The organism is Burkholderia sp. ABCPW 14 (assembly GCF_001523835.1).
Taxonomy (GTDB): domain Bacteria; phylum Pseudomonadota; class Gammaproteobacteria; order Burkholderiales; family Burkholderiaceae; genus Burkholderia; species Burkholderia mayonis.
The window spans coordinates 46,929-66,010 of the sequence record NZ_LOVS01000113.1; the positions used below are offsets into that span (position 1 = coordinate 46,929).

Below are 19,082 nucleotides of genomic sequence, written 5' to 3' on the forward strand. Positions count from 1 at the left end.
GCTTCGCATCACGCCGCCCTTCATGTCCTGGTACCTGTATCTGATCGAATGCGCGGACGGCAGCGTCTACACCGGCATCACGACCGACGTCGCCACACGCTTCGCGCAGCACGCGCAAGGCAAGGGCGCGCGCTACACGCGCGCGCGCAAGCCGAAGGCCGTGCTCGCGTCGTTCGAGCTCGCCGATCGCTCGAGCGCGTCGCGCGCCGAGTATTGGGTGAAACGGCTGACCGCCGCGCAAAAGCGCGAGCTCGCGGCGGGCGGGCGCACGCTCGAGTCGGTACTGCCGGCGGAGGTTGTCGCCGCGGAAGGCGACGCGGCGGCGGATGCCGGGGCGGCGGCGGACGCGAGCGAAGCCGCGGAGGCGGCGAACGTCGTCGCGTTGGCCCTGGCGTCGGGGGAGCCGAAGGCCGCGTCTCGTCGCGATGTCGCCCGGGCGCTCGGCACGTCCGACGCGATCGAGGCGGCTGAGGCGGCTGAGGCGACTGGCGTGCAAACGGTGGCGAGGAAATCGAAGACATCGAAGGCGTCGAAAACATCGAAGGCGTCGGACGCTCCCAAAGCCCCCAAAGCCCCCAAAGCCCCCAAAGCCCCCCAACCCCCCAAAGCCCCCAAAGCAGCAAAGACCATTCGCGCGGCCGCGGCAAGCACGAGCGCATCCGAAACCGCCGCCGCCCCGCGCCGCGCGCGCACCAAACAAAACCGCGCGGCCTCGTGACGAGACACGCGCGGTTTCGCGCAACCGGACGGCGCAGCGGGCGCCGGCCCGCCGGTTACTTCTTGAAGTTCGCGACGCCTTCGTTGATTTCCTTGTGCGCGGCGTCGATGTCGTCCCAGCCTTCGACCTTCACCCACTTGCCCTTCTCGAGCGCCTTGTACTGCTCGAAGAAGTGCTTGATCTGGTCCTTCAGGTAGCCGGGCACGTCGTCGATCGACTTGAGGTTGGCCGTCATCGGGCAGACCTTGTCGTGCGGCACCGCGACGAGCTTCGCGTCGACGCCCGATTCGTCGGTCATCTTCAGCATGCCGAGCGCGCGCGCGCGGACGACCGAGCCCGCGAGCAGCGGGAACGGCGTGATGACGAGCACGTCGACGGGATCGCCGTCGCCCGACAGCGTCTGCGGAATGAAGCCGTAGTTCACCGGATAGCGCATGCCCGTGCCGATGAAGCGGTCGACGACGAGGAGGCCGAGTTCCTTGTCGGCTTCGTACTTGACCGGCTCGCTTTGCGCCGGGATCTCGATGATCACGTTGAAGTCTTGCGGCAGATCCTTGCCGGCCGGGACGTTGCTGAAGCTCATGAGCGTTCTCTGAAGTTCGGATGGGAATCGGGACGGATGGCGGCCTCGCGGGCGCCTCCGATGGAATGCGCATTATAGCCAATCGCCCGATGGCGCTCCGGTCGCGTTCGGCCGATAATCGGGCAACGATCAGACACGGCGCGACGCGCCGGGAGCGAGCATGGAAGAGGCGAAGCACTTCATCGCGGGCGCGTGGGCGCCGCCCGCGGGCGGCGAGACGATCGCCGTGATCGATCCGTCCGACGGCGAGCCGTTCGCGCGGCTCGCGCGCGGCACCGCGCCCGACGTCGACGCGGCCGCGCACGCGGCCCGCGCGGCGTTCGATGGCCCGTGGGGCGCAGCGGGCGCGGCCGAGCGGGGGCGCATGCTGTACCGGCTGTCGATGCTCGTCGCCGCGTGCCGCGAGGAGCTCGCGCTCATCGAATCGCGCGACACCGGCAAGCCGCTCACGCAGGCGCGCGCGGACGCCGACGCGCTCGCCCGCTACTTCGAGTTCTACGCGGGCGCGGCGGACAAGCTGCACGGCGAGACACTGCCCTACCGCGACGGCTACACGGTGCTCACACTGCGCGAGCCGCACGGCGTCACCGGGCACATCGTGCCGTGGAACTACCCGATGCAGATCCTCGGGCGCAGCGTCGGCGCGACGCTCGCCGCGGGCAACGCATGCGTCGTCAAGCCGTCGGAGGACGCGTGCCTGTCGATCCTGCGCGTCGCGACGCTCGCCGCCGAAGCCGGGCTCCCCGCGGGCACGTTCAACGTCGTGACGGGCTACGGCCACGAAGCCGGCGCGGCGCTCGCGCGCCATCCGGGCATCGACCACATCTCGTTCACCGGCTCGCCGGACACGGGCCGCCTCGTCGCGCAAGCGGCGGCCGAACACCACGCGCCCGTCACGCTCGAGCTCGGCGGCAAGTCGCCGCAGATCGTGTTCGCCGACGCGGACCTCGACGCCGCGCTGCCCGTCCTCGTGTCCGCGATCGTGCAGAACGGCGGCCAGACCTGTTCGGCCGGCAGCCGCGTGCTGATCGACAAGGCGGTCTACGAGCCGCTCGTCGAGCGGCTCGCCACCGCGTTCAACGCCCTGAAGGTCGGCCCCGGCCGCGCCGATCTCGACTGCGGGCCGCTCATCAGCGCGAAGCAGCAACAGCGCGTGTGGGATTTCCTGTCCGACGCGCAGCACGACGGCATCGTGATGGCCGCGCACGGCGAAGTCGTGCCGGACGCACCCGAAACGGGCTTCTACCAGGCGCCCGCGCTGCTGCGCGACGTGCCGCACACCCACCGGCTCGCGCAGGAAGAAGTGTTCGGCCCGGTGCTCGCCGCGATGAAGTTCGCCGACGAGGACGAAGCGCTCGCGCTCGCGAACGGCACGCCATACGGGCTCGTCGCAGGCGTGTGGACGCGCGACGGCGCGCGCCAGATGCGGCTCGCGCGACGGCTGCGCGCAGGACAGGTGTTCGTCAACAACTACGGCGCGGCCGGTGGCGTCGAGCTGCCGTTCGGCGGCACCGGCCGCTCGGGCTACGGCCGCGAGAAAGGCTTCGAGGCGCTGTACGGCTTCACCGTGCTAAAGACGATCGCGCTCAAGCACGACTGACCGAAGGCGCGGCACGGCGCGCGCGATCGCGCGTCGCCGCCCGTGCTCGTCACGGCAAGACCCAAAACAAAATCCAGGAGACAACGGATGCGGCTCAGCGGCAAGACCGCCGTCGTCACGGGCGCAGGCTCGGGCTTCGGCGAAGGCATCGCGAAAACGTTCGCGCGCGAAGGCGCGTGCATCGTCGTCAACGATCTGAACGCGCCGGCGGCCGAGCGCGTCGCGAGCGAAATCGCACTCGCGGGCGGGCGCGCGCTCGCCGTCGCGGGCGACGTATCGCGCGGCGACGATTGGCGCGCGCTCCTCGACGCGGCGCTCGACGCATTCGGCGGCGTGCAGATCGTCGTCAACAACGCCGGCACGACGCATCGCAACAAACCGGTGCTCGACGTGACCGAAGCCGAATACGACCGCGTATACGCAGTCAACATGAAGAGCCTCTTCTGGAGCGTGCAAACGTTCGTTCCGCATTTCCGCCAGGCGGGCGGCGGCGCGTTCGTCAACGTCGCATCGACGGCGGGCGTGCGGCCGCGCCCCGGCCTCGTCTGGTACAACAGTACGAAGGGCGCGATGATCACCGCGAGCAAGACGCTCGCCGTCGAGCTCGGCCCCGACCGGATCCGCGTGAACTGCGTGAACCCGGTGCTCGGCGAGACCGGGCTCACGAGCGAGTTCATGGGCGTGCCGGACACGCCGGAGAACCGCGCGCGCTTCATCGCGACGATCCCGCTCGGCCGCTTGTCGACGCCGCAGGACATCGCGAACGCGGCGCTCTATCTCGCATCCGACGACGCCGCGTTCGTCACCGGCGCATGCCTCGAAGTCGACGGCGGCCGCTGCGTCTGAACGCGGCGGCGCGCGCCGCCCCTCGCAATCAAAACACGCCAGAGGAGACAATCATGGCCAGCACCGCGCCGGCGTTCACGCCGACCCCGCCGTCCGCCTTCGAGGCGGCGACCTATCGCAAGGTCTCGTGGCGGCTCGCGCCGCTGCTGCTGCTCTGCTATGTCGTCGCGTATCTCGACCGCGTGAACGTCGGCTTCGCGAAACTGCAGATGGCGTCCGACCTGCACCTGTCCGATGCGGTCTACGGTCTCGGCGCCGGGATCTTCTTCGTCGGCTACTTCCTGTTCGAAGTGCCGAGCAACGTGATCCTGCACCGGGTCGGCGCGCGGGTGTGGATCGCGCGGATCATGGTCACGTGGGGAATCATCTCGGCGCTGACGATGTTCGTGTCGACGCCCGCGATGTTCTACACGATGCGCTTCCTGCTCGGCGCCGCCGAGGCGGGCTTCTTCCCCGGCGTGATCCTCTATCTGACCTACTGGTATCCGGCGCACCGCCGCGGCGGGATGACGACACTCTTCATGACGGCCGTCGCGCTGTCGGGCGTCGTCGGCGGCCCGATCTCCGGCTACATCCTGAAGACTTTCGACGGGGCGAACGGCTGGCATGGATGGCAATGGCTGTTCCTGCTCGAAGGGGTGCCGTCGGTGCTCGTCGGCATCCTGCTGCTGTTCGCGCTCGACGACCGGATCGTGAAGGCGAAATGGCTCGACGACGACGAAAAGGCGCTCCTCGCGCGCAACATCGCGCTCGAAGATGCGCGCAAGGAAGACCTGCCGCTCTCCGTCGTGTTCACGAGTCCGCGCGTGTGGCTGATGGGCCTCATCTACTTCTCGTTCGTGATGGGGCTCTACGGCGTCGGCTTCTGGCTGCCGACGCTCATCAAGTCGACGGGCGTGACCGATACCTTCACGATCGGCCTGCTGTCCGCCGTGCCGTACGCGGCGGCCGTCGTCGCGATGCTCGCGATCGCGCACAGCGCGGACCGCCGCCGCGAGCGGCGCTGGCACCTCGCGATCCCCGCGGCGGTGGGCGCGGTCGGGCTCGTGCTGTCCGTCGTATGGGCGCACGACACGCTGCTCGCGATGCTCGGCCTCACGATCGGGACGATGGGCATCCTGACGACGCTCCCCCTCTTCTGGAGCCTGCCGACCGCGTTCCTCGGCGGCACGGCCGCTGCGGCGGGCATCGCGATCATCAATTCGGTCGGCAACCTCGCCGGCTTCCTGAGCCCGTATCTCGTCGGCTGGCTCAAGCAGGCGACGGCGTCGAACGACGCGGGAATGTACATGCTCGCCGGGTTCCTCGTGCTGGGCGGGCTGCTCGCGCTATCGGTGCCGAAGTCGCTCGTCGACATCTGAGTCGATTCGCGACGCATCGCTGCAAACGAAAACGGCGGCCATCGAGGCCGCCGCTTTCTTTCCGCCGTCACCGCCCGCCGAGCGAGAACCCGGCGCGAACGCTCAGACGACCGTCATCGCGAGCGCGCTTTCGCGATAGTGCTGCGCGGCCTTGTCGGATTCGCCGAGCCGCTCGAACAGACGCGCAAGGGCGCGATGCGTGCGGATCTTGAGCGGCTCGTCGTCGGCAAGCTTGAGCGCCGATTCGAGGAACGACTGCGCCTTGCCCCACAGCTGTTGCTGCTGGCACAGGCGGCCGAGCGCGAACAGCAGGTCCGCGTCTTCCGGCCGGTCCCGGCGCCAGCCCTCCGCCTTCTGGATCAACGGAAGCGCGTCGGAGCCCGCCGTGTCCGGATAGCGGCGCAACAGCCGCGCGTTCCAGTTGTGCGCGAGCGCGTCCTCGACGATCCGCCGCGCTTCCGGCCGGCGCTCGAGCGCGATCAATAGTTCGGCGGCGAGATCCGCGAGACGCGGCGACTGCCGTTCGGCCGCCGACAGCGATTGCCACACCTCGAGGAACGCGTCGGCGTCGTGCCGGCGATCGCGCAGCAGATGCTCGGCGGCCTGCTGGCGCAGACGCACGGCGGCGGCCGGATGCAGCGCCTCGCGCTTTTCGAGCGCCTTCGCAATCTTCAGCACCTCGGCCCAGTTCTTCAGTTGCTGCTGCGCGCGCAGCGCGATCTGCTGCGCGTGGATCCGCTTGCCGCCCGACGCCTGCATCTCGGCGAGCGCGGCGAGCGCGCCTTCGGCGTCGCGGCCGTCCGCACGCATGTCGGCCGTCGCGAGCAGGCGCGCGTCCTGCCATTCCTGGCCGCTCACCTTCGCGAGCCACTCGTCGCGGCGCGCATACTCGTGCATCCGGTGCGTCGCCGCCGCGGCGATGAGGCTCGCCGCGCCCTGGTTCGCATCGACCGTGAGCGCGTCGCGCGCGGCCTTCTCCGCACGCGAGAAACGGCCCGCGTACAGGTTCGCGAGCGCGTCGCGCAGCGATGCCTGCGCGCGCTCGTTGCGCATCCGCGCGCGGTACGCGGCGACGCGCTGCGGCATCCGCCACACATTGCGCACGATCCGCATCAGCGCGTACAGCACGATGAAGGCGACGATGATCGCGAGCACGAAGAAGTTAAGCGGCACGTCGACGCGATACGGCGGATAGACGATCAGCACCTGGCCGGTATCGAAGCGGCCGACCGTCGCGAGTCCCGCGGCGATCGCGAACAGCACGGCGAGCCAAATGATTCCACGCAGCGTCATGTCGTCAACCCCGGCTCTTGAACTGTTGAACCGCGTTCAGGCTCGCGTTGAGGTTCGGCACCGCGACCGTCAGCGACGCGGCGTCCACCTGCTTGAGCAGATCCTGAACGATCTGGGTATCCTTCGACGCACCGTCGAAGTAGCGCGCGACCGCCGCCTGCGCGGCATGCAGATCGGACTTCATCGCGCTGTCGTTGCGCGAGAGAAGCGACAGCCGCGCGCTCAACAGGCGCAGCTTCACGTTCTCGCGCACGAAGTAGCCTTGCTCGGGCGACGCGAGCATCGCATCCGCATGATCGATGCGGCGCACTTCGACGAGCGACTTCAACTGCGCGCCGATGCCCGCCGAGAAGCCGCGCCACCACGCCTTCCAGCGCGGCTCGCCCGCCGCCGCGGCCGCGTGCTCGGCGCTCGCGGCAACGTCGGGACTCGTCTGCGCGTGCGGCGTGAGCGCTTCGCCCGAGAGCGGCAGCGTGTCGACCTTCGCGATCGCGTCGTCGAGCTTGATCGCAAGCCCCGTGAGGTCCGCCGACGGCGCGGCCTTCAACCGTTCGATGTCCTGCGCGACCGCCTTGCGCACGACGACCGCCTGCGCGCTCTGCGAAGCCGCGAGCCGCGAATCGGCGTTCTGCAGCGCAATCAGCGCGAGCTGCGTGTTGCCCGTCAGCAGAAGCTGCTGGCTCGCGCTCGACAGCATCTGGCCGACTTCCTCGATCATCCACGCGTCGCGGTTGCGCGACAGGTCCTGATATTGCTGCTGCAGCGCGGCCTGCGCGGCCTGCGCATCGGCGAGCTTGCCTTCGAGCTGCGACAGCTGCGCGTTGGCCTGATGCACGCTCGAAAGCGCCTGCTCGGTCTTCGTGCGGATGTCGGCCGTCTGCGCGTCGAGCGCCTTCTGCCGCTCGAGCGCGTGCTGGTCGAGACGATCGACCTTGCGGTTCAGCGCATAGCCGCCGACGCCCGCCGCGGCCGCGATCACAACGATCACGAACCAGAGCGCCGCGTTCGAGCCGCTGCGCCGCGCTTTCGTTTCAAACGGCGTAAACGGTTGATTCGGCGGCGGAACGGGGGCCGCGGCCGGTTTGGAAGAGACGTCTTTGGTATCGTTGGTGTCTGTCATGCGAGAAGGCATCGGTGCGGCAATCGCCGGTTGATCGGCCTGATCGGCCAACGTACGAAACGCGCGAGCGATACGCTCATCGCCCGCGCCGGACAGCGTAATCCTATCAAAACCGAGCGCGCGCGCGGTCTCGACGATGCGCGGATGCGGCGCGACGAACTGCGCGTGCTTCAGCGCGTCGATCTCGGCCTCGTTCAAATGCTCGTGCGCGAGCTCCTGCAGATTGCGCACGCCTTCCGAACTCGTCACGAGCCACGCATGCGGCGCGCCCGACAGCAGCGTATGCACGCGCTCCCACGCGCCGATCGACGGCTCGGGCGTCACGCGCCTGTACGCGGCGACGAGCTCGACTTCGGCGCCCGCGTCGCGCAGCCGCTCGGCGAGCCATTCGCGGCCGCCGTCGCCGCGCACGATCAGCACGCGCTTGCCGGCAAGATCGGCCGCGCCGCCGAACGCGCGCTCGATTTCGGCGAAGAGATTTTCGGAATCGTAATGCGGCTCGCTGCCGTCGCCGGGCTCGCGCGGCGCGATCACGCGATGCGCGGGCGCCGCGATCCCGTGCCGCGCGAGCGCGGCGACGCTGCCCGGCCCGACGACGCCGATCGGCAGCGGATGCGGCCAGATCGCGCCGAGCCGCGCGAGCGCGTGATCGATCGCGTTCGGCGACACGAACACGACGAGCGCGTACGCATCGAGTCGCGCGAAAGCGTCGGCAAGCGGCACATCGTCGGCGAGCGGCGCGATGTCGATGAGCGGAAAGTCGAGCACGTCGATGCCCGCCGCGGCGAGCTGCGCCGCGAGCGTCGCCGACTGTCCGTCGGGGCGCGTGAGCACCGCGGTGAACGTGCGCGGCGCGCCCGTCATCACGCGCCGCCCTTTTGCGCGCTCGCCGCGACGAGCGCGTCGACGATCGCGCGCGCGCCCTGGCGCTCGAGATCGTCGGACACGGCGCGGCCGAGCGCGAGCGCGTCGGCGGGCGTCGCGGCGCGGGCCTGCGCACGCGCGCTCAGCACGCGGCGGCCGTCCGTCGTCGACACGCTGCCCGTCAGATGCAGCTCGTCGCCGCGCCACACCGCGTGCGCGGCGAGCGGCACCTCGCAACTGCCGCCGAGCGCGCGCGACACCGCGCGTTCGGCCTCGACCGCGAGCGCGGTGGCGGCATCGTGCAACGGCGCGAGCCATGCGGCGACGTCCGCGCGGCGCGCGGCGATCTCGATGCCGAGTGCGCCCTGGCCCGCGGCGGGCAGACTGTCGTCGACGTCGAGCAGCGCGCGGATTCGCGCGGCGAGGCCGAGCCGCTTCAGGCCGGCTGCGGCGAGGATGATCGCCGCGTAGTCGCCGCGGTCGAGCTTCGCGAGCCGCGTGTCGAGGTTGCCGCGCAGCGGCCGCACGTCGAGCTGTGGATAGCGCGCGCGCAGCATCGCTTCGCGGCGCAGGCTCGACGTGCCGACGACGGCGCCCGCCGGCAGCTCGGCGAGCGACGCGTACGCGTTCGACACGAACGCGTCGCGCGGATCCTCGCGGCTCATCACGGCCGCGAGCGCGAAGCCTTCGGGCAGCGCCATCGGCACGTCCTTCAGCGAATGCACCGCGAGATCCGCGCGGCCGTCGGCGAGCGCGTTCTCGAGTTCCTTCACGAAGAGCCCCTTGCCACCGACCTTCGACAGCGTGCGATCGAGAATTTGATCGCCGCGCGTCGTCATCCCGAGGATTTTCACGTCGCAAGCTGGATATAATTTGCGCAGCGCATCACGCACATGCTCGGCTTGCCACATGGCGAGGCGGCTCTCGCGCGACGCGATCATCAGCGTCGCGGGCAGCTCGGCCGAAAGAGTCTCGGTGTTCATTGCAAGGACATCGCAGGACGGGATTAGGAACAGACTATGGTAGCACGCGCGCCTTGCGCTTCCGCCCGCCGGGCGGCCGGCGCGAGCCGCACGCACGGTCTGCGCCAAGGTCCCGAACGGTCGTTCGGTTCGAGGTGGAATCCGGCATCCGCGTCAGGGTCCGGTTCGCAGTCGTCGCGTCGCTCGCCGCGTCGCACGGTTTCGTCGTCCGACGGGATCGCGCGCGACGCGTCTCGCGCACCGTGCAGCGCACGCCGCCGCGCCGCTTGATCGCGCTCGCTGTTGCTGGACCGCAGTTCCCGTTCACTCATGCTTTCCCAAGGAAATCAATCGTGAAGTCTTCCGGATCGGCGCGCGCGACGCGCCGCAATGCTGTCTCGTCCTCCTCCGCGCCGGCGAACGCCGATGCCCAACCCCGCCGCACGCAGACGGCCCGCAAGCCGAAGGAGGCCGCCGTGCGCGCGGCCGAGCCGGCGAGCGCCGCACCGGCCAGGCCGAACGGCCGCACGCGCGAGGACAAGGACCGCCCGCTCTTCGAAGACATCCGCTATCTCGGCCGCCTGCTCGGCGATGTCGTCCGCGAACAGGAAGGCGACGCCGTGTTCCACGTCGTCGAAACAATCCGCCAGACCGCCGTCAAGTTCCGCCGCGAGGACGACAGCGCCGCCGCGCAGACGCTCGAGAAGATGCTGCGCAAGCTCACGCCCGAGCAGACGGTGAGCGTCGTGCGCGCGTTCAGCTATTTCTCGCATCTCGCGAACATCGCCGAGGACCGCCATCACAACCGCCGCCGCCGGATTCACGCGCTCGCGGGCTCCACGCCGCAGGCGGGCACCGTCGCGTACGCGCTCGACAAGCTCAAGGAAGCGGGCGACGCGTCGTCGAAGGTGATCAAGCGGTTCTTCGAAGGCGCGCTCATCGTGCCCGTGCTGACCGCGCACCCGACCGAGGTGCAGCGCAAGAGCATTCTCGACGCGCAGCACGACATCGCACGCCTGCTGGCCGAGCGCGACCAGCCGCTGACCGCGCGCGAGTTCGCGCACAACGAGGCGCTCTTGCGCGCGCGCGTGACGACGCTCTGGCAGACCCGGATGCTGCGCGACGCGCGCTTGACGGTCGCCGACGAGATCGAGAACGCGCTGTCGTACTACCGCGCGACGTTCCTCGACGAGCTGCCCGCGCTCTACGCGGACATCGAGGAAGCGCTCGCCGAGCACGGCCTGCCCGCGCGCGTGCCCGCGTTCTTCCAGATGGGAAGCTGGATCGGCGGCGACCGCGACGGCAACCCGAACGTCACCGCGGCGACGCTCGACGAAGCGATCAACCGCCAGGCCGCGGTGATCTTCGAGCATTACCTCGAGCAGGTGCACAAGCTCGGCGCCGAGCTCTCCGTGTCGAACCTGCTCGTCGGGGCGAACGACGCGCTGAAGGCGCTCGCGGCCGCGTCGCCGGACCAGTCGCCGCACCGCGTCGACGAGCCGTATCGCCGCGCGCTGATCGGCGTCTACACGCGGCTTGCGGCGAGCGCGCGCGTGCGGCTCGGCGAAGGCGCGGTGCCGGTGCGCAGCGCGGGCCGCGGCGCCGCGCCCGTGCGCGCGACGCCGTATGCGCACGCCGAGGAATTCGTCGCCGACCTGCGCGTGCTGACGGATTCGCTCGCGCTGCATCACGGCGAATCGCTCGCGACGCCGCGCCTCGCGCCGCTCATGCGCGCGGCCGAGGTGTTCGGCTTCCATCTCGCGAGCATCGACTTGCGGCAAAGCTCGGACATTCACGAAGCGGTGATCGCCGAGCTGCTCGCGCGCGGCGGCGTCGAACCCGACTACGCGGCGCTGGCCGAAGCGGACAAGCTGCGCGTGCTGCTCGCGGCGCTCGCCGATCCGCGGCCGCTGCGCTCGCCGTATCTCGACTACTCGGATCTCGCGAAGAGCGAGCTCGGCGTGCTCGAGCGCGCGCACGCGATCCGCGCGCAGTTCGGTCCGCGCGCGGTGCGCAACTACATCATTTCGCACACCGAGACGGTGAGCGACCTCGTCGAAGTGCTGCTGCTGCAAAAGGAAACGGGCCTCTTCGAAGGCACGCTCGGCACGCCGCACGCGAATGCGCGCAACGGCCTGATGGCGATCCCGCTCTTCGAGACGATCGCCGACTTGCGCAACGCGCCCGACATCATGCGCGAGTTCTTCGCGCTGCCGGGCGTCGGCGAGCTGGTCGCGCACCAGGGCCACGAGCAGGAAGTGATGCTCGGCTATTCGGACAGCAACAAGGACGGCGGCTTCCTCACGTCGAACTGGGAGCTCTATCGTGCGGAACTGGCGCTCGTCGATCTGTTCAGCGAGCGCGGGATCAAGCTGCGCCTCTTCCACGGCCGCGGCGGCACGGTCGGCCGCGGCGGCGGCCCGACCTACCAGGCGATCCTGTCGCAGCCGCCCGGCACGGTGAACGGCCAGATCCGCCTGACCGAGCAGGGCGAAGTGATTGCGAGCAAGTTCGCGAACCCGGAGATCGGCCGGCGCAACCTCGAGACGGTCGTCGCCGCGACGCTCGAGGCGACGCTGCTGCCGCATCGCAACGCGCCGAAGCAGTTGCCCGCGTTCGAGACTGCGATGCAGGCGCTGTCCGACGCCGCGATGGCCTCGTACCGCGCGCTCGTCTACGAGACGCCCGGCTTCACCGACTACTTCTTCTCGTCGACGCCGATCGCCGAGATCGCCGAGCTGAACATCGGCAGCCGGCCCGCGTCGCGCAAGCTGCAGGATCCGAAGCACCGCAAGATCGAGGACCTGCGCGCGATTCCGTGGGGCTTCTCGTGGGGCCAGTGCCGGCTGCTGCTGACGGGCTGGTACGGCTTCGGCAGCGCGGTCGCCGCATTTCTCGACGGCACGAAGGACGCCGCCGAGCGCGCGAAGCGGGTTGCGCTGCTGAAGAAGATGAACAAGACCTGGCCGTTCTTCGCTCACCTGCTGTCGAACATGGACATGGTGCTCGCGAAGACGGATCTCGCGGTCGCGTCGCGCTACGCGCAGCTCGTCGCCGACAGGAAGCTGCGCAAGCACGTGTTCGAGCGGATCGTCGCCGAATGGCACCGCACGTCGGACGCGCTCGCCGAGATCACCGGCAGCGACGCGCGGCTCGCCGCGAATCCGCTCCTCGCGCGCTCGATCAAGAACCGTTTCCCGTATCTCGATCCGCTCAACCACTTGCAGGTCGAGCTGATCAAGCGGCACCGCTCGGGCGACACGAATGCGCGCCTGCGGCGCGGGATTCATTTGACGATCAACGGGATCGCGGCCGGCCTGCGCAATACGGGCTGAGCGATGGGGCATCGCGCGCGGCGGTGCCACGTCGCGCGCGACGCGCCTGCGCCTGCGCCTGCGCCTGCGCCTGCGCCTGCGCCTGCGCCTGCGCCTGCGCCTGCGCTTGACGCTAGCGTCGAAGCGATGACGGCCGTGTGTGTTGCACGGCCGTTTTCTTTTTGCTGAAGCAATCGCGAAGGCGCTTCGATTTGAACCGAGAGCCGCGTGGCTTGGCGTCTTGGCGTCTTGGCGTCTTGGCGGCTCGGCGTCCGCCCCGGCATCGCCCCGCCGCGTCAACGCGCGTCGATCATCACCGCATCGAGCGCGAATGAGCCGTCCGGCTGCACATCGAAGTACGCGCGCACCTCGTCGGGCGCGCCCGCCCACAGCGCGCGGATCGCGTTCGCGCGCACCTCCGGCGTCCTCATCCGCGCGACCCAGCCCTCGAACGCGATCGGCAGGCGCCAGCGCTCGCGCACCCGCGCGGCAAAGCCCGCCGCGGCGAACAATGCGAGCCACTCGTCCGCGCGATAGTCGCGCACGTGCGACGCGTCGCGCAACACCTCGACCGCCTGCAGATGCGTGTCGACGAGCGGATGATCGGCGCCCGCGATGTCGACGAACAGCACGCGGCCGCCCGGCTTCAGCACGCGGCGCGCCTCGGCGAGCGCGCGCGGCACGTCGTGCCAGTGGTGCGCGCTCATCCGGCTGACGATCCAGTCGAACGACGCGTCGGCGAACGGCAGCCGCTCGGCCGCACCCTGCTCGACCCGCACGCCCGCGAGGCCGCGCTCGCGCGCCGCGGCTTCGACCGTCGCGAGCATCTGCGGCGCGAGATCGTACGCGACCACCTCCTTCGCACCGCCGCGCGCGGCGGCGAAGCTCGCATGGCCCGCGCCGCAGCCGAGATCCAGCACGCGCGCGTCGGGTGTCGCGCCGATCTCGGCGGCGAGCGTGTCGAGATCGGCGCCCGTCGCATGGACGGCGCTCGTCAAATAAGCGGACGCGGTCGTGCCGAACGCGTCGGCGACCTGATCGTGATGCTTCATGGGCTGACTCCTTGTCGCGCGGGGATCGGAGACGGCCGGCCGACTGCATCGGCCGCCTTGAGCCGCTACAATAGAGCCCGATTGGTACCGGTACAAGCCAAGCAATTATCCTGGTATCCGCTCCACCAGCCAGCCGGCCGGAGCCCGTTTTCCGTTCTTTGTCCTCACGCGCATCACCCGACCAGACTCCCATGAGCCGCCCGCCCGCCCCTCCGTCTCTCGACTCCACGCCGGCCCGCGCGCTCGGCGACTTCATTCGCGCGCACCGCGAACGGCTGTCACCGGAGGCGGTCGGCCTGCCGCCCGGCCCGCGCCGCAGGACGCCCGGACTGCGTCGGGAAGAGGTCGCGCAGCTGTGCGGCGTGAGTCCGACCTGGTACACGTGGATCGAGCAAGGCCGCGAGGTATCGGCGTCGGCCGACGCGCTCGCGCGAATCGCGGTCGCGCTGCGGCTGTCGCGCGCAGAGCGCGCGTATCTGTTCGAGCTCGCCGCGCAGCGCGACCCGGCCGAGCCCGAATTCGCGGCGACCGACGTGCCCGCGACGCTCGTCGCGGCCGTGAAGCTCATCGCGACGCCCGCGTACGTGCTCGACCGCCAGTGGAACGCGCTCGCGTGGAACGACGCGGCGGCCGCGCTCTTCACCGGCTGGCTCGACGGCGAGCGCGACGATCGCAACCTGCTGCGCTTCACGTTCACGTCGCCCGCCGCCCGCACGCTGATCGTCGATTGGGAGACGCGCGCGCGGCGGCTCGTCGCCGAATTCCGCGCCGACACGATCCGCCATCTGAACGACGCGCCCACTCGCACGCTGATCGATTCGCTGCTCGCCGAAAGCGACGCGTTCGCGCATTACTGGGCGTCGCAGGACGTCGGCGAGCGCGAAGGCGGCCAGCGCGCGTTCGACCATCCCCGCGAAGGCCGCGTCGTTTATCAGCAGATGACGCTCAAGCCCGCGCACCGCGAAGACCTGAAGTTCGTCGTGCTGGTTCGCGAAGGCGCATGACCGCGGGGGCGCGCGTCTGCGTTCGCCGGTGCGTTCGCATATGCATGTGCGTGCGAAACGCGGCGAAGCCGCGTCAGAACGTGATCGTCGCGGTGATCGTGTCGCTGTAGGTGCCGGGCACGGGCGTTGTCTGCACGGCCGTCGTGCCGTCGACGGTCGATCTGTACGTGAACGGCGTGCGCCAGTTCAGCGGCGACGTGCCGAGCGGCCCGTTCGTCATCAACAGCGTGCCGGGCATCACGGGCGCGGGCAACGCGACCGTCGTCACGCGCGACGCGCTCGGGCGCACGATCGCGACGTCGCTGCCGCTTTACATCGACACGCGAATGCTGGCCCCCGGCCTCGCGAGCTACTCGGTCGAGGCGGGCTTCCTGCGGCGCGCGTGGGGCCTGCGCTCGTTCGACTACACGCGCCGCCCGGCCGCCAGCGCGACCGCGCGCTATGGCGCGAGCGACCGCCTGACCGTCGAGGCGCACGCGGAGGCGACGCCCGGCCTCTACAACGCCGGCGCCGGCGCGCTCGTTCGGCTCGGCGGCGCGGGCGTCGCGAGCGCGTCGATCGCGCAGAGCGTCGGACGCCTCGCGGGCACGCAGGTCGGACTCGGCTATCAGCTGGTGCGCCCGCGCTTCTCGATCGATGCCGAGACGCTGCGCGCGTACAGCAACTACGGCGATCTCGCCGCGCGCGACGGCACGCCGGTGCCGACCGCGACCGACCGCGTGACGCTGTCGCTGCCGTTCATCCGTTCGCAGACGTTCGCGATCAGCTACATCGGCCTCAAGTATCCGGGCCTGCAGGCATCGCGGATCGGCTCGGTGTCGTACTCGGTGAACGTCGGCAGCCTGGCGTCGATCAACGTCAGCGCCTTCCAGGACTTTCATCAGCACAACTCGCGCGGCGTGTTCGTGAGCCTGAACGTCGCGCTCGGCAACAACACGTCGGTCAACACGAACGTCGGCCGGCAGAACGGCAAGACGATCTACAACGTGAACGCGATGCGCGCGCCCGACTACGGCGGCGGCTTCGGCTGGAGCGCGCAGGCGGGCGACGCGGGCGGCACGCGCTACGGCTTGGCGCAGGCGCAATACCTCGGCCGCGCGGGCGAAGTGACGGCGCTCGCTCAGACCATCGCGGGACGGCAGAACGCGGCGCTCGACGTGACGGGCGCGGTCGTGCTGATGGACGGCAACGCGCTCCTCGCGCGGCGCATCGACGACGGCTTCGCGCTCGTGTCGACCGACGCTTCGCCGGGCGTGCCGGTGCTGCACGAGAACCGCGTGATCGGCGCGACCGACCGCAACGGCCATCTGCTGATCCCCGACCTGAACGCGTATCAGAACAACCGGATCGGCATCGACACGCTGAAGCTGCCGCTCGACGCGCGCGTGTCCGACACGCTCCGCAACGTCGTCCCGCAGTCGCGCTCGGGTGTGCTCGCGCATTTCTCGATCGCGCGCGAGCAGTCGGCGTCGATCGTGCTCCAGGACGCATCGGGCGCGCCGCTGCCGCCCGGGCTGTCGGTCACGCATCGCGAGAGCGGCGCGGGCACGATCGTCGGCTACGACGGGCTCACGTTCGTGACCGGCCTCGCGCCCGTCAATCATCTGGAGATAACGGGCCGCGGCAAGCGCTGCGCCGTCGCGTTCGACTACGCGCGCCCGGCCGACGGCACGCCGCCGACGATCGGGCCGCTGACTTGCGACTTGAGGTGACGCGGCGAGGCCGCGGGCGCGCCCAGGAGCGGCGGCGAACCGGGGCATGCGCGCCTCCCGCCGCGCCGCCCGCGCTCCGCTGCCCCAACCGCCCCGCACCAGCCGCCCGCCGCGCGAATGCTAAAATCCGCGATATCCATTCGCGGCGCGCGCCGCTCCACTCCCCTCTAAGAATCGCCATGACGTCCCAACTGCACAAAAAGGGCGAGGCCTGGTCGGCCCGCTTTTCGGAACCGATGTCCGAGCTCGTCAAGCGCTACACGTCGTCGGTCTTCTTCGACAAGCGGCTCGCGCTCGTCGACATTGCCGGCTCGCTCGCGCACGCGAACATGCTCGCCGCGCAGAAGATCATCGGCGCCGACGACCTCGCCGCGATCGAGCGCGGAATGGCGCAGATCAAGGGCGAGATCGAGCGCGGCGAATTCGAATGGCAGCTCGATCTCGAAGACGTCCACCTGAACATCGAGGCGCGCCTGACCGCGCTGATCGGCGACGCGGGCAAGCGCCTGCACACGGGCCGCTCGCGCAACGACCAGGTCGCGACCGACATCCGCCTGTGGCTGCGCGGCGAGATCGACCGGATCGGCGGCCTCCTGAACGACCTGCGCGGCGCGCTGATCGACCTTGCGGAACAGAACGCGGACACGATCCTGCCGGGCTTCACGCATCTGCAGGTCGCGCAGCCCGTCACGTTCGGCCATCATCTGCTCGCATACGTCGAGATGTTCTCGCGCGACGCCGAGCGGATGCGCGACTGCCGCACCCGCGTGAACCGCCTGCCGCTCGGTGCGGCGGCGCTCGCGGGCACGAGCTATCCGATCGACCGCCACGCGGTCGCGAAGACGCTCGGCTTCGACGGCATCTGCGCGAACTCGCTCGACGCCGTGTCCGATCGCGATTTCGCGATCGAATTCACAGCGGCGTCCGCGCTGATCATGACGCACGTGTCGCGCTTCTCGGAAGAGCTCGTGCTGTGGATGAGCCCGCGCGTCGGCTTCATCGACATCGCCGACCGCTTCTGCACCGGCTCGTCGATCATGCCGCAGAAGAAGAATCCGGACGTGCCCGAGCTCGCGCGCGGCAAGACGGGCCGCGTGAACGGCCACTTGATGGCGCTCCTCACGCTGATGAAGGGCCAGCCGCTCGCGTACAACAAGGACAACCAGGAAGACAAGGAGCCCCTCTTCGACACAGTCGATACGGTCGCCGACACGCTGCGGATCTTCGCGGAGATGGTCGCCGGCATCACGGTGAAGCCGCAGGCGATGCGCGCCGCCGCGCTGCAGGGCTTCTCGACCGCGACCGATCTCGCCGACTATCTGGTAAAGCGCGGGCTGCCGTTTCGCGACGCGCACGAGGCAGTCGCGCACGCGGTGAAGGTTTGCGACGTGCGCGGCTGCGATCTCGCGGACCTGACGCTCGACGAGATGAAGCAGGAACTGCCGAACGTCGCGCACCTGATCGGCGACGACGTGTTCGACTACCTGACGCTCGAAGGCTCGGTCGCGAGCCGCAACCATCCGGGCGGCACGGCGCCGGACCAGGTGCGCGCGGCGGTGAAGGCGGCGCGCGCGGCGCTCGGCGAGTAAGCCGGCATGCACGTGGCGGACACCGGGCGGTGTCCGTCTTTTCATCCGCTGCGCGATCTGCGGTGCGGCCCGCGGCGCGATACGCGCCCGGCTGCGGTGCCCGCAAGCGGCTCATCGCCGCCGCGCGCGGATTCCACGAAGCCGGGCCCGTGACGCGCGACGCGACGCGCGGCGATCACCGAGATCGGCGCGCATCGCTTCCGGGTTCGCGCAAGCGCGGCGCGCGCCGGCAACGCCGCTCGGACGCGCGATAGCCTTGCACCGGAGGCCCACGCATCGACTCACGGACGGAACGGAACCCATGTTCTCTGCGGCAATCTTCGATATGGACGGCCTGCTCGTCGACTCCGAGCGGACCATCATGAACACGTGGATCGACGTGGCGCGCGCTCACGGCGTCGCGCTGTCCTCCGCCGACTACCTGCAGATCGTCGGCCGCTCGTTCCGGGAAGGCCAGACGGTCCTCGCCGGACTGCTCGGCGACGACGCGTTCCGCTCGGTGTCCGCGCAGGTGCGCGAGCAGCTCGCCGCACCGCAGCCCCATCCGAAATTTCCGCTGAAGACCGGCGCGCACGCGCTGCTGAACACGCTCGCCCACGCCGGCATTCCGTGCGCGGTCGCGTCGTCGTCCGCGCGCGACGTGATTCGCACGCGGCTTCGCGCGGTCGGCGTACTGGAATTTTTCGCCGCGATCGCGGGCGGCGACGAAGTGGAACGCGGCAAGCCCGATCCGGCCGTCTACCGGCTCGCGGTCGAGCGGCTGAACTTGCCGGCGCACGCGTGCGTCGCATTCGAGGACAGCGATTTCGGCGCACTCGCCGCGACGCGCGCGGGCGCATCCGTCGTCACCGTGCCCGACCTGAAGGCGCCGACGCCCGAGATCGTCGCGCTGAGCCTGCGTGTGCTCGCTTCGCTCGACGATGCGGTCGCGCTCGTGCCGGCGTGGTTCGGGCCGCGCGCCGCACAGCTCGCGTGAGTCGGCGCGGCGCCCGCCGCACGAGCATGGGCATTCGAAGAAAATCGCAAGAACGCGCGGGCCGCATCCGAGGAAAATCGATGCCGCC

13 protein-coding genes and 1 pseudogene are annotated in these 19,082 nt (G+C 70.1%); 9 read left to right on the forward strand and 5 right to left on the reverse strand.

Features of this window, described 5'->3' with window-relative positions:
* Positions 1 to 22 precede the first annotated feature (22 nt).
* A complete protein-coding gene (locus tag WS62_RS17780) occupies positions 23 to 718 on the forward strand; it encodes a GIY-YIG nuclease family protein (protein WP_066573277.1) in 696 nt (231 codons plus the stop codon).
* 55 nt (positions 719 to 773) lie between these two features.
* Here WS62_RS17780 and ppa read toward each other — a convergent pair whose 3' ends face one another.
* On the reverse strand, positions 774 to 1,301 hold the full coding sequence (gene ppa, locus WS62_RS17785) for an inorganic diphosphatase (RefSeq protein WP_066573288.1): 528 nt from the start codon (positions 1,299 to 1,301) through the stop codon (positions 774 to 776).
* Between the two features lie 160 nt (positions 1,302 to 1,461).
* On the opposite strand from ppa, the gene WS62_RS17790 reads away from it, so the two are divergent.
* The 3 genes from WS62_RS17790 (at position 1,462) to WS62_RS17800 (ending at position 5,108) form a co-directional block, all read left to right on the forward strand.
* Positions 1,462 to 2,901, forward strand: a complete 1,440-nt coding sequence (locus WS62_RS17790) for an aldehyde dehydrogenase family protein (RefSeq protein ID WP_066573298.1) — start codon at positions 1,462 to 1,464, stop codon at positions 2,899 to 2,901.
* An 87-nt stretch (positions 2,902 to 2,988) separates the two neighbouring features.
* Complete coding sequence (locus tag WS62_RS17795) at positions 2,989 to 3,747, forward strand: SDR family oxidoreductase (protein ID WP_066573301.1); 759 nt, start codon at positions 2,989 to 2,991, stop codon at positions 3,745 to 3,747.
* 53 nt (positions 3,748 to 3,800) lie between these two features.
* Positions 3,801 to 5,108 carry an MFS transporter gene (locus tag WS62_RS17800; protein ID WP_066573304.1) on the forward strand — a complete coding sequence of 436 codons (1,308 nt, stop codon included), beginning with the start codon at positions 3,801 to 3,803 and terminating at the stop codon, positions 5,106 to 5,108.
* 102 nt (positions 5,109 to 5,210) lie between these two features.
* Here the strand turns inward: WS62_RS17800 and WS62_RS17805 are convergent, their stop codons facing one another.
* The 3 genes from WS62_RS17805 to hemC are packed head-to-tail and all read right to left on the reverse strand — an operon-like array spanning position 5,211 to position 9,368.
* Entirely contained in the window at positions 5,211 to 6,401 is a 1,191-nt protein-coding gene (locus WS62_RS17805; protein ID WP_066573307.1) for a heme biosynthesis protein HemY, read from the reverse strand.
* A gap of 4 nt (positions 6,402 to 6,405) precedes the next feature.
* Complete coding sequence (gene hemDX, locus WS62_RS17810) at positions 6,406 to 8,385, reverse strand: fused uroporphyrinogen-III synthase HemD/membrane protein HemX (protein ID WP_066573312.1); 1,980 nt, start codon at positions 8,383 to 8,385, stop codon at positions 6,406 to 6,408.
* Positions 8,385 to 9,368, reverse strand: coding sequence for a hydroxymethylbilane synthase (gene hemC, locus WS62_RS17815; protein WP_066573314.1), 984 nt, complete (start codon positions 9,366 to 9,368; stop codon positions 8,385 to 8,387). Before hemC ends, hemDX begins: the two co-directional genes overlap by 1 nt.
* A 332-nt stretch (positions 9,369 to 9,700) precedes the next feature.
* On the opposite strand from hemC, the gene ppc reads away from it, so the two are divergent.
* Complete coding sequence (gene ppc / locus WS62_RS17820; RefSeq protein WP_066573423.1) at positions 9,701 to 12,682, forward strand: phosphoenolpyruvate carboxylase; 2,982 nt, start codon at positions 9,701 to 9,703, stop codon at positions 12,680 to 12,682.
* Between the two features lie 275 nt (positions 12,683 to 12,957).
* Here the strand turns inward: ppc and WS62_RS17825 are convergent, their stop codons facing one another.
* Positions 12,958 to 13,713 (reverse strand): class I SAM-dependent methyltransferase, encoded by a 756-nt coding sequence (locus tag WS62_RS17825; RefSeq protein WP_066573317.1) that lies wholly within the window; start codon positions 13,711 to 13,713, stop codon positions 12,958 to 12,960.
* Between the two features lie 191 nt (positions 13,714 to 13,904).
* On the opposite strand from WS62_RS17825, the gene WS62_RS17830 reads away from it, so the two are divergent.
* From WS62_RS17830 to WS62_RS17850, 4 genes and pseudogenes are all read left to right on the forward strand, one after another.
* Positions 13,905 to 14,717, forward strand: a complete 813-nt coding sequence (locus tag WS62_RS17830; protein ID WP_066573320.1) for a helix-turn-helix transcriptional regulator — start codon at positions 13,905 to 13,907, stop codon at positions 14,715 to 14,717.
* Between the two features lie 131 nt (positions 14,718 to 14,848).
* Positions 14,849 to 16,429, forward strand: a pseudogene (locus WS62_RS17835) (fimbria/pilus outer membrane usher protein); the annotation flags it as partial.
* Between the two features lie 179 nt (positions 16,430 to 16,608).
* Positions 16,609 to 18,018: an argininosuccinate lyase gene (argH, locus tag WS62_RS17840; RefSeq protein WP_066573323.1), complete on the forward strand. Its 1,410-nt coding sequence runs from the start codon at positions 16,609 to 16,611 to the stop codon at positions 18,016 to 18,018.
* Positions 18,019 to 18,319: 301 nt separating this feature from the next.
* Positions 18,320 to 18,994, forward strand: a complete 675-nt coding sequence (locus tag WS62_RS17850) for an HAD family hydrolase (RefSeq protein WP_066573330.1) — start codon at positions 18,320 to 18,322, stop codon at positions 18,992 to 18,994.
* The last annotated feature ends 88 nt before the right edge of the window (positions 18,995 to 19,082 follow it).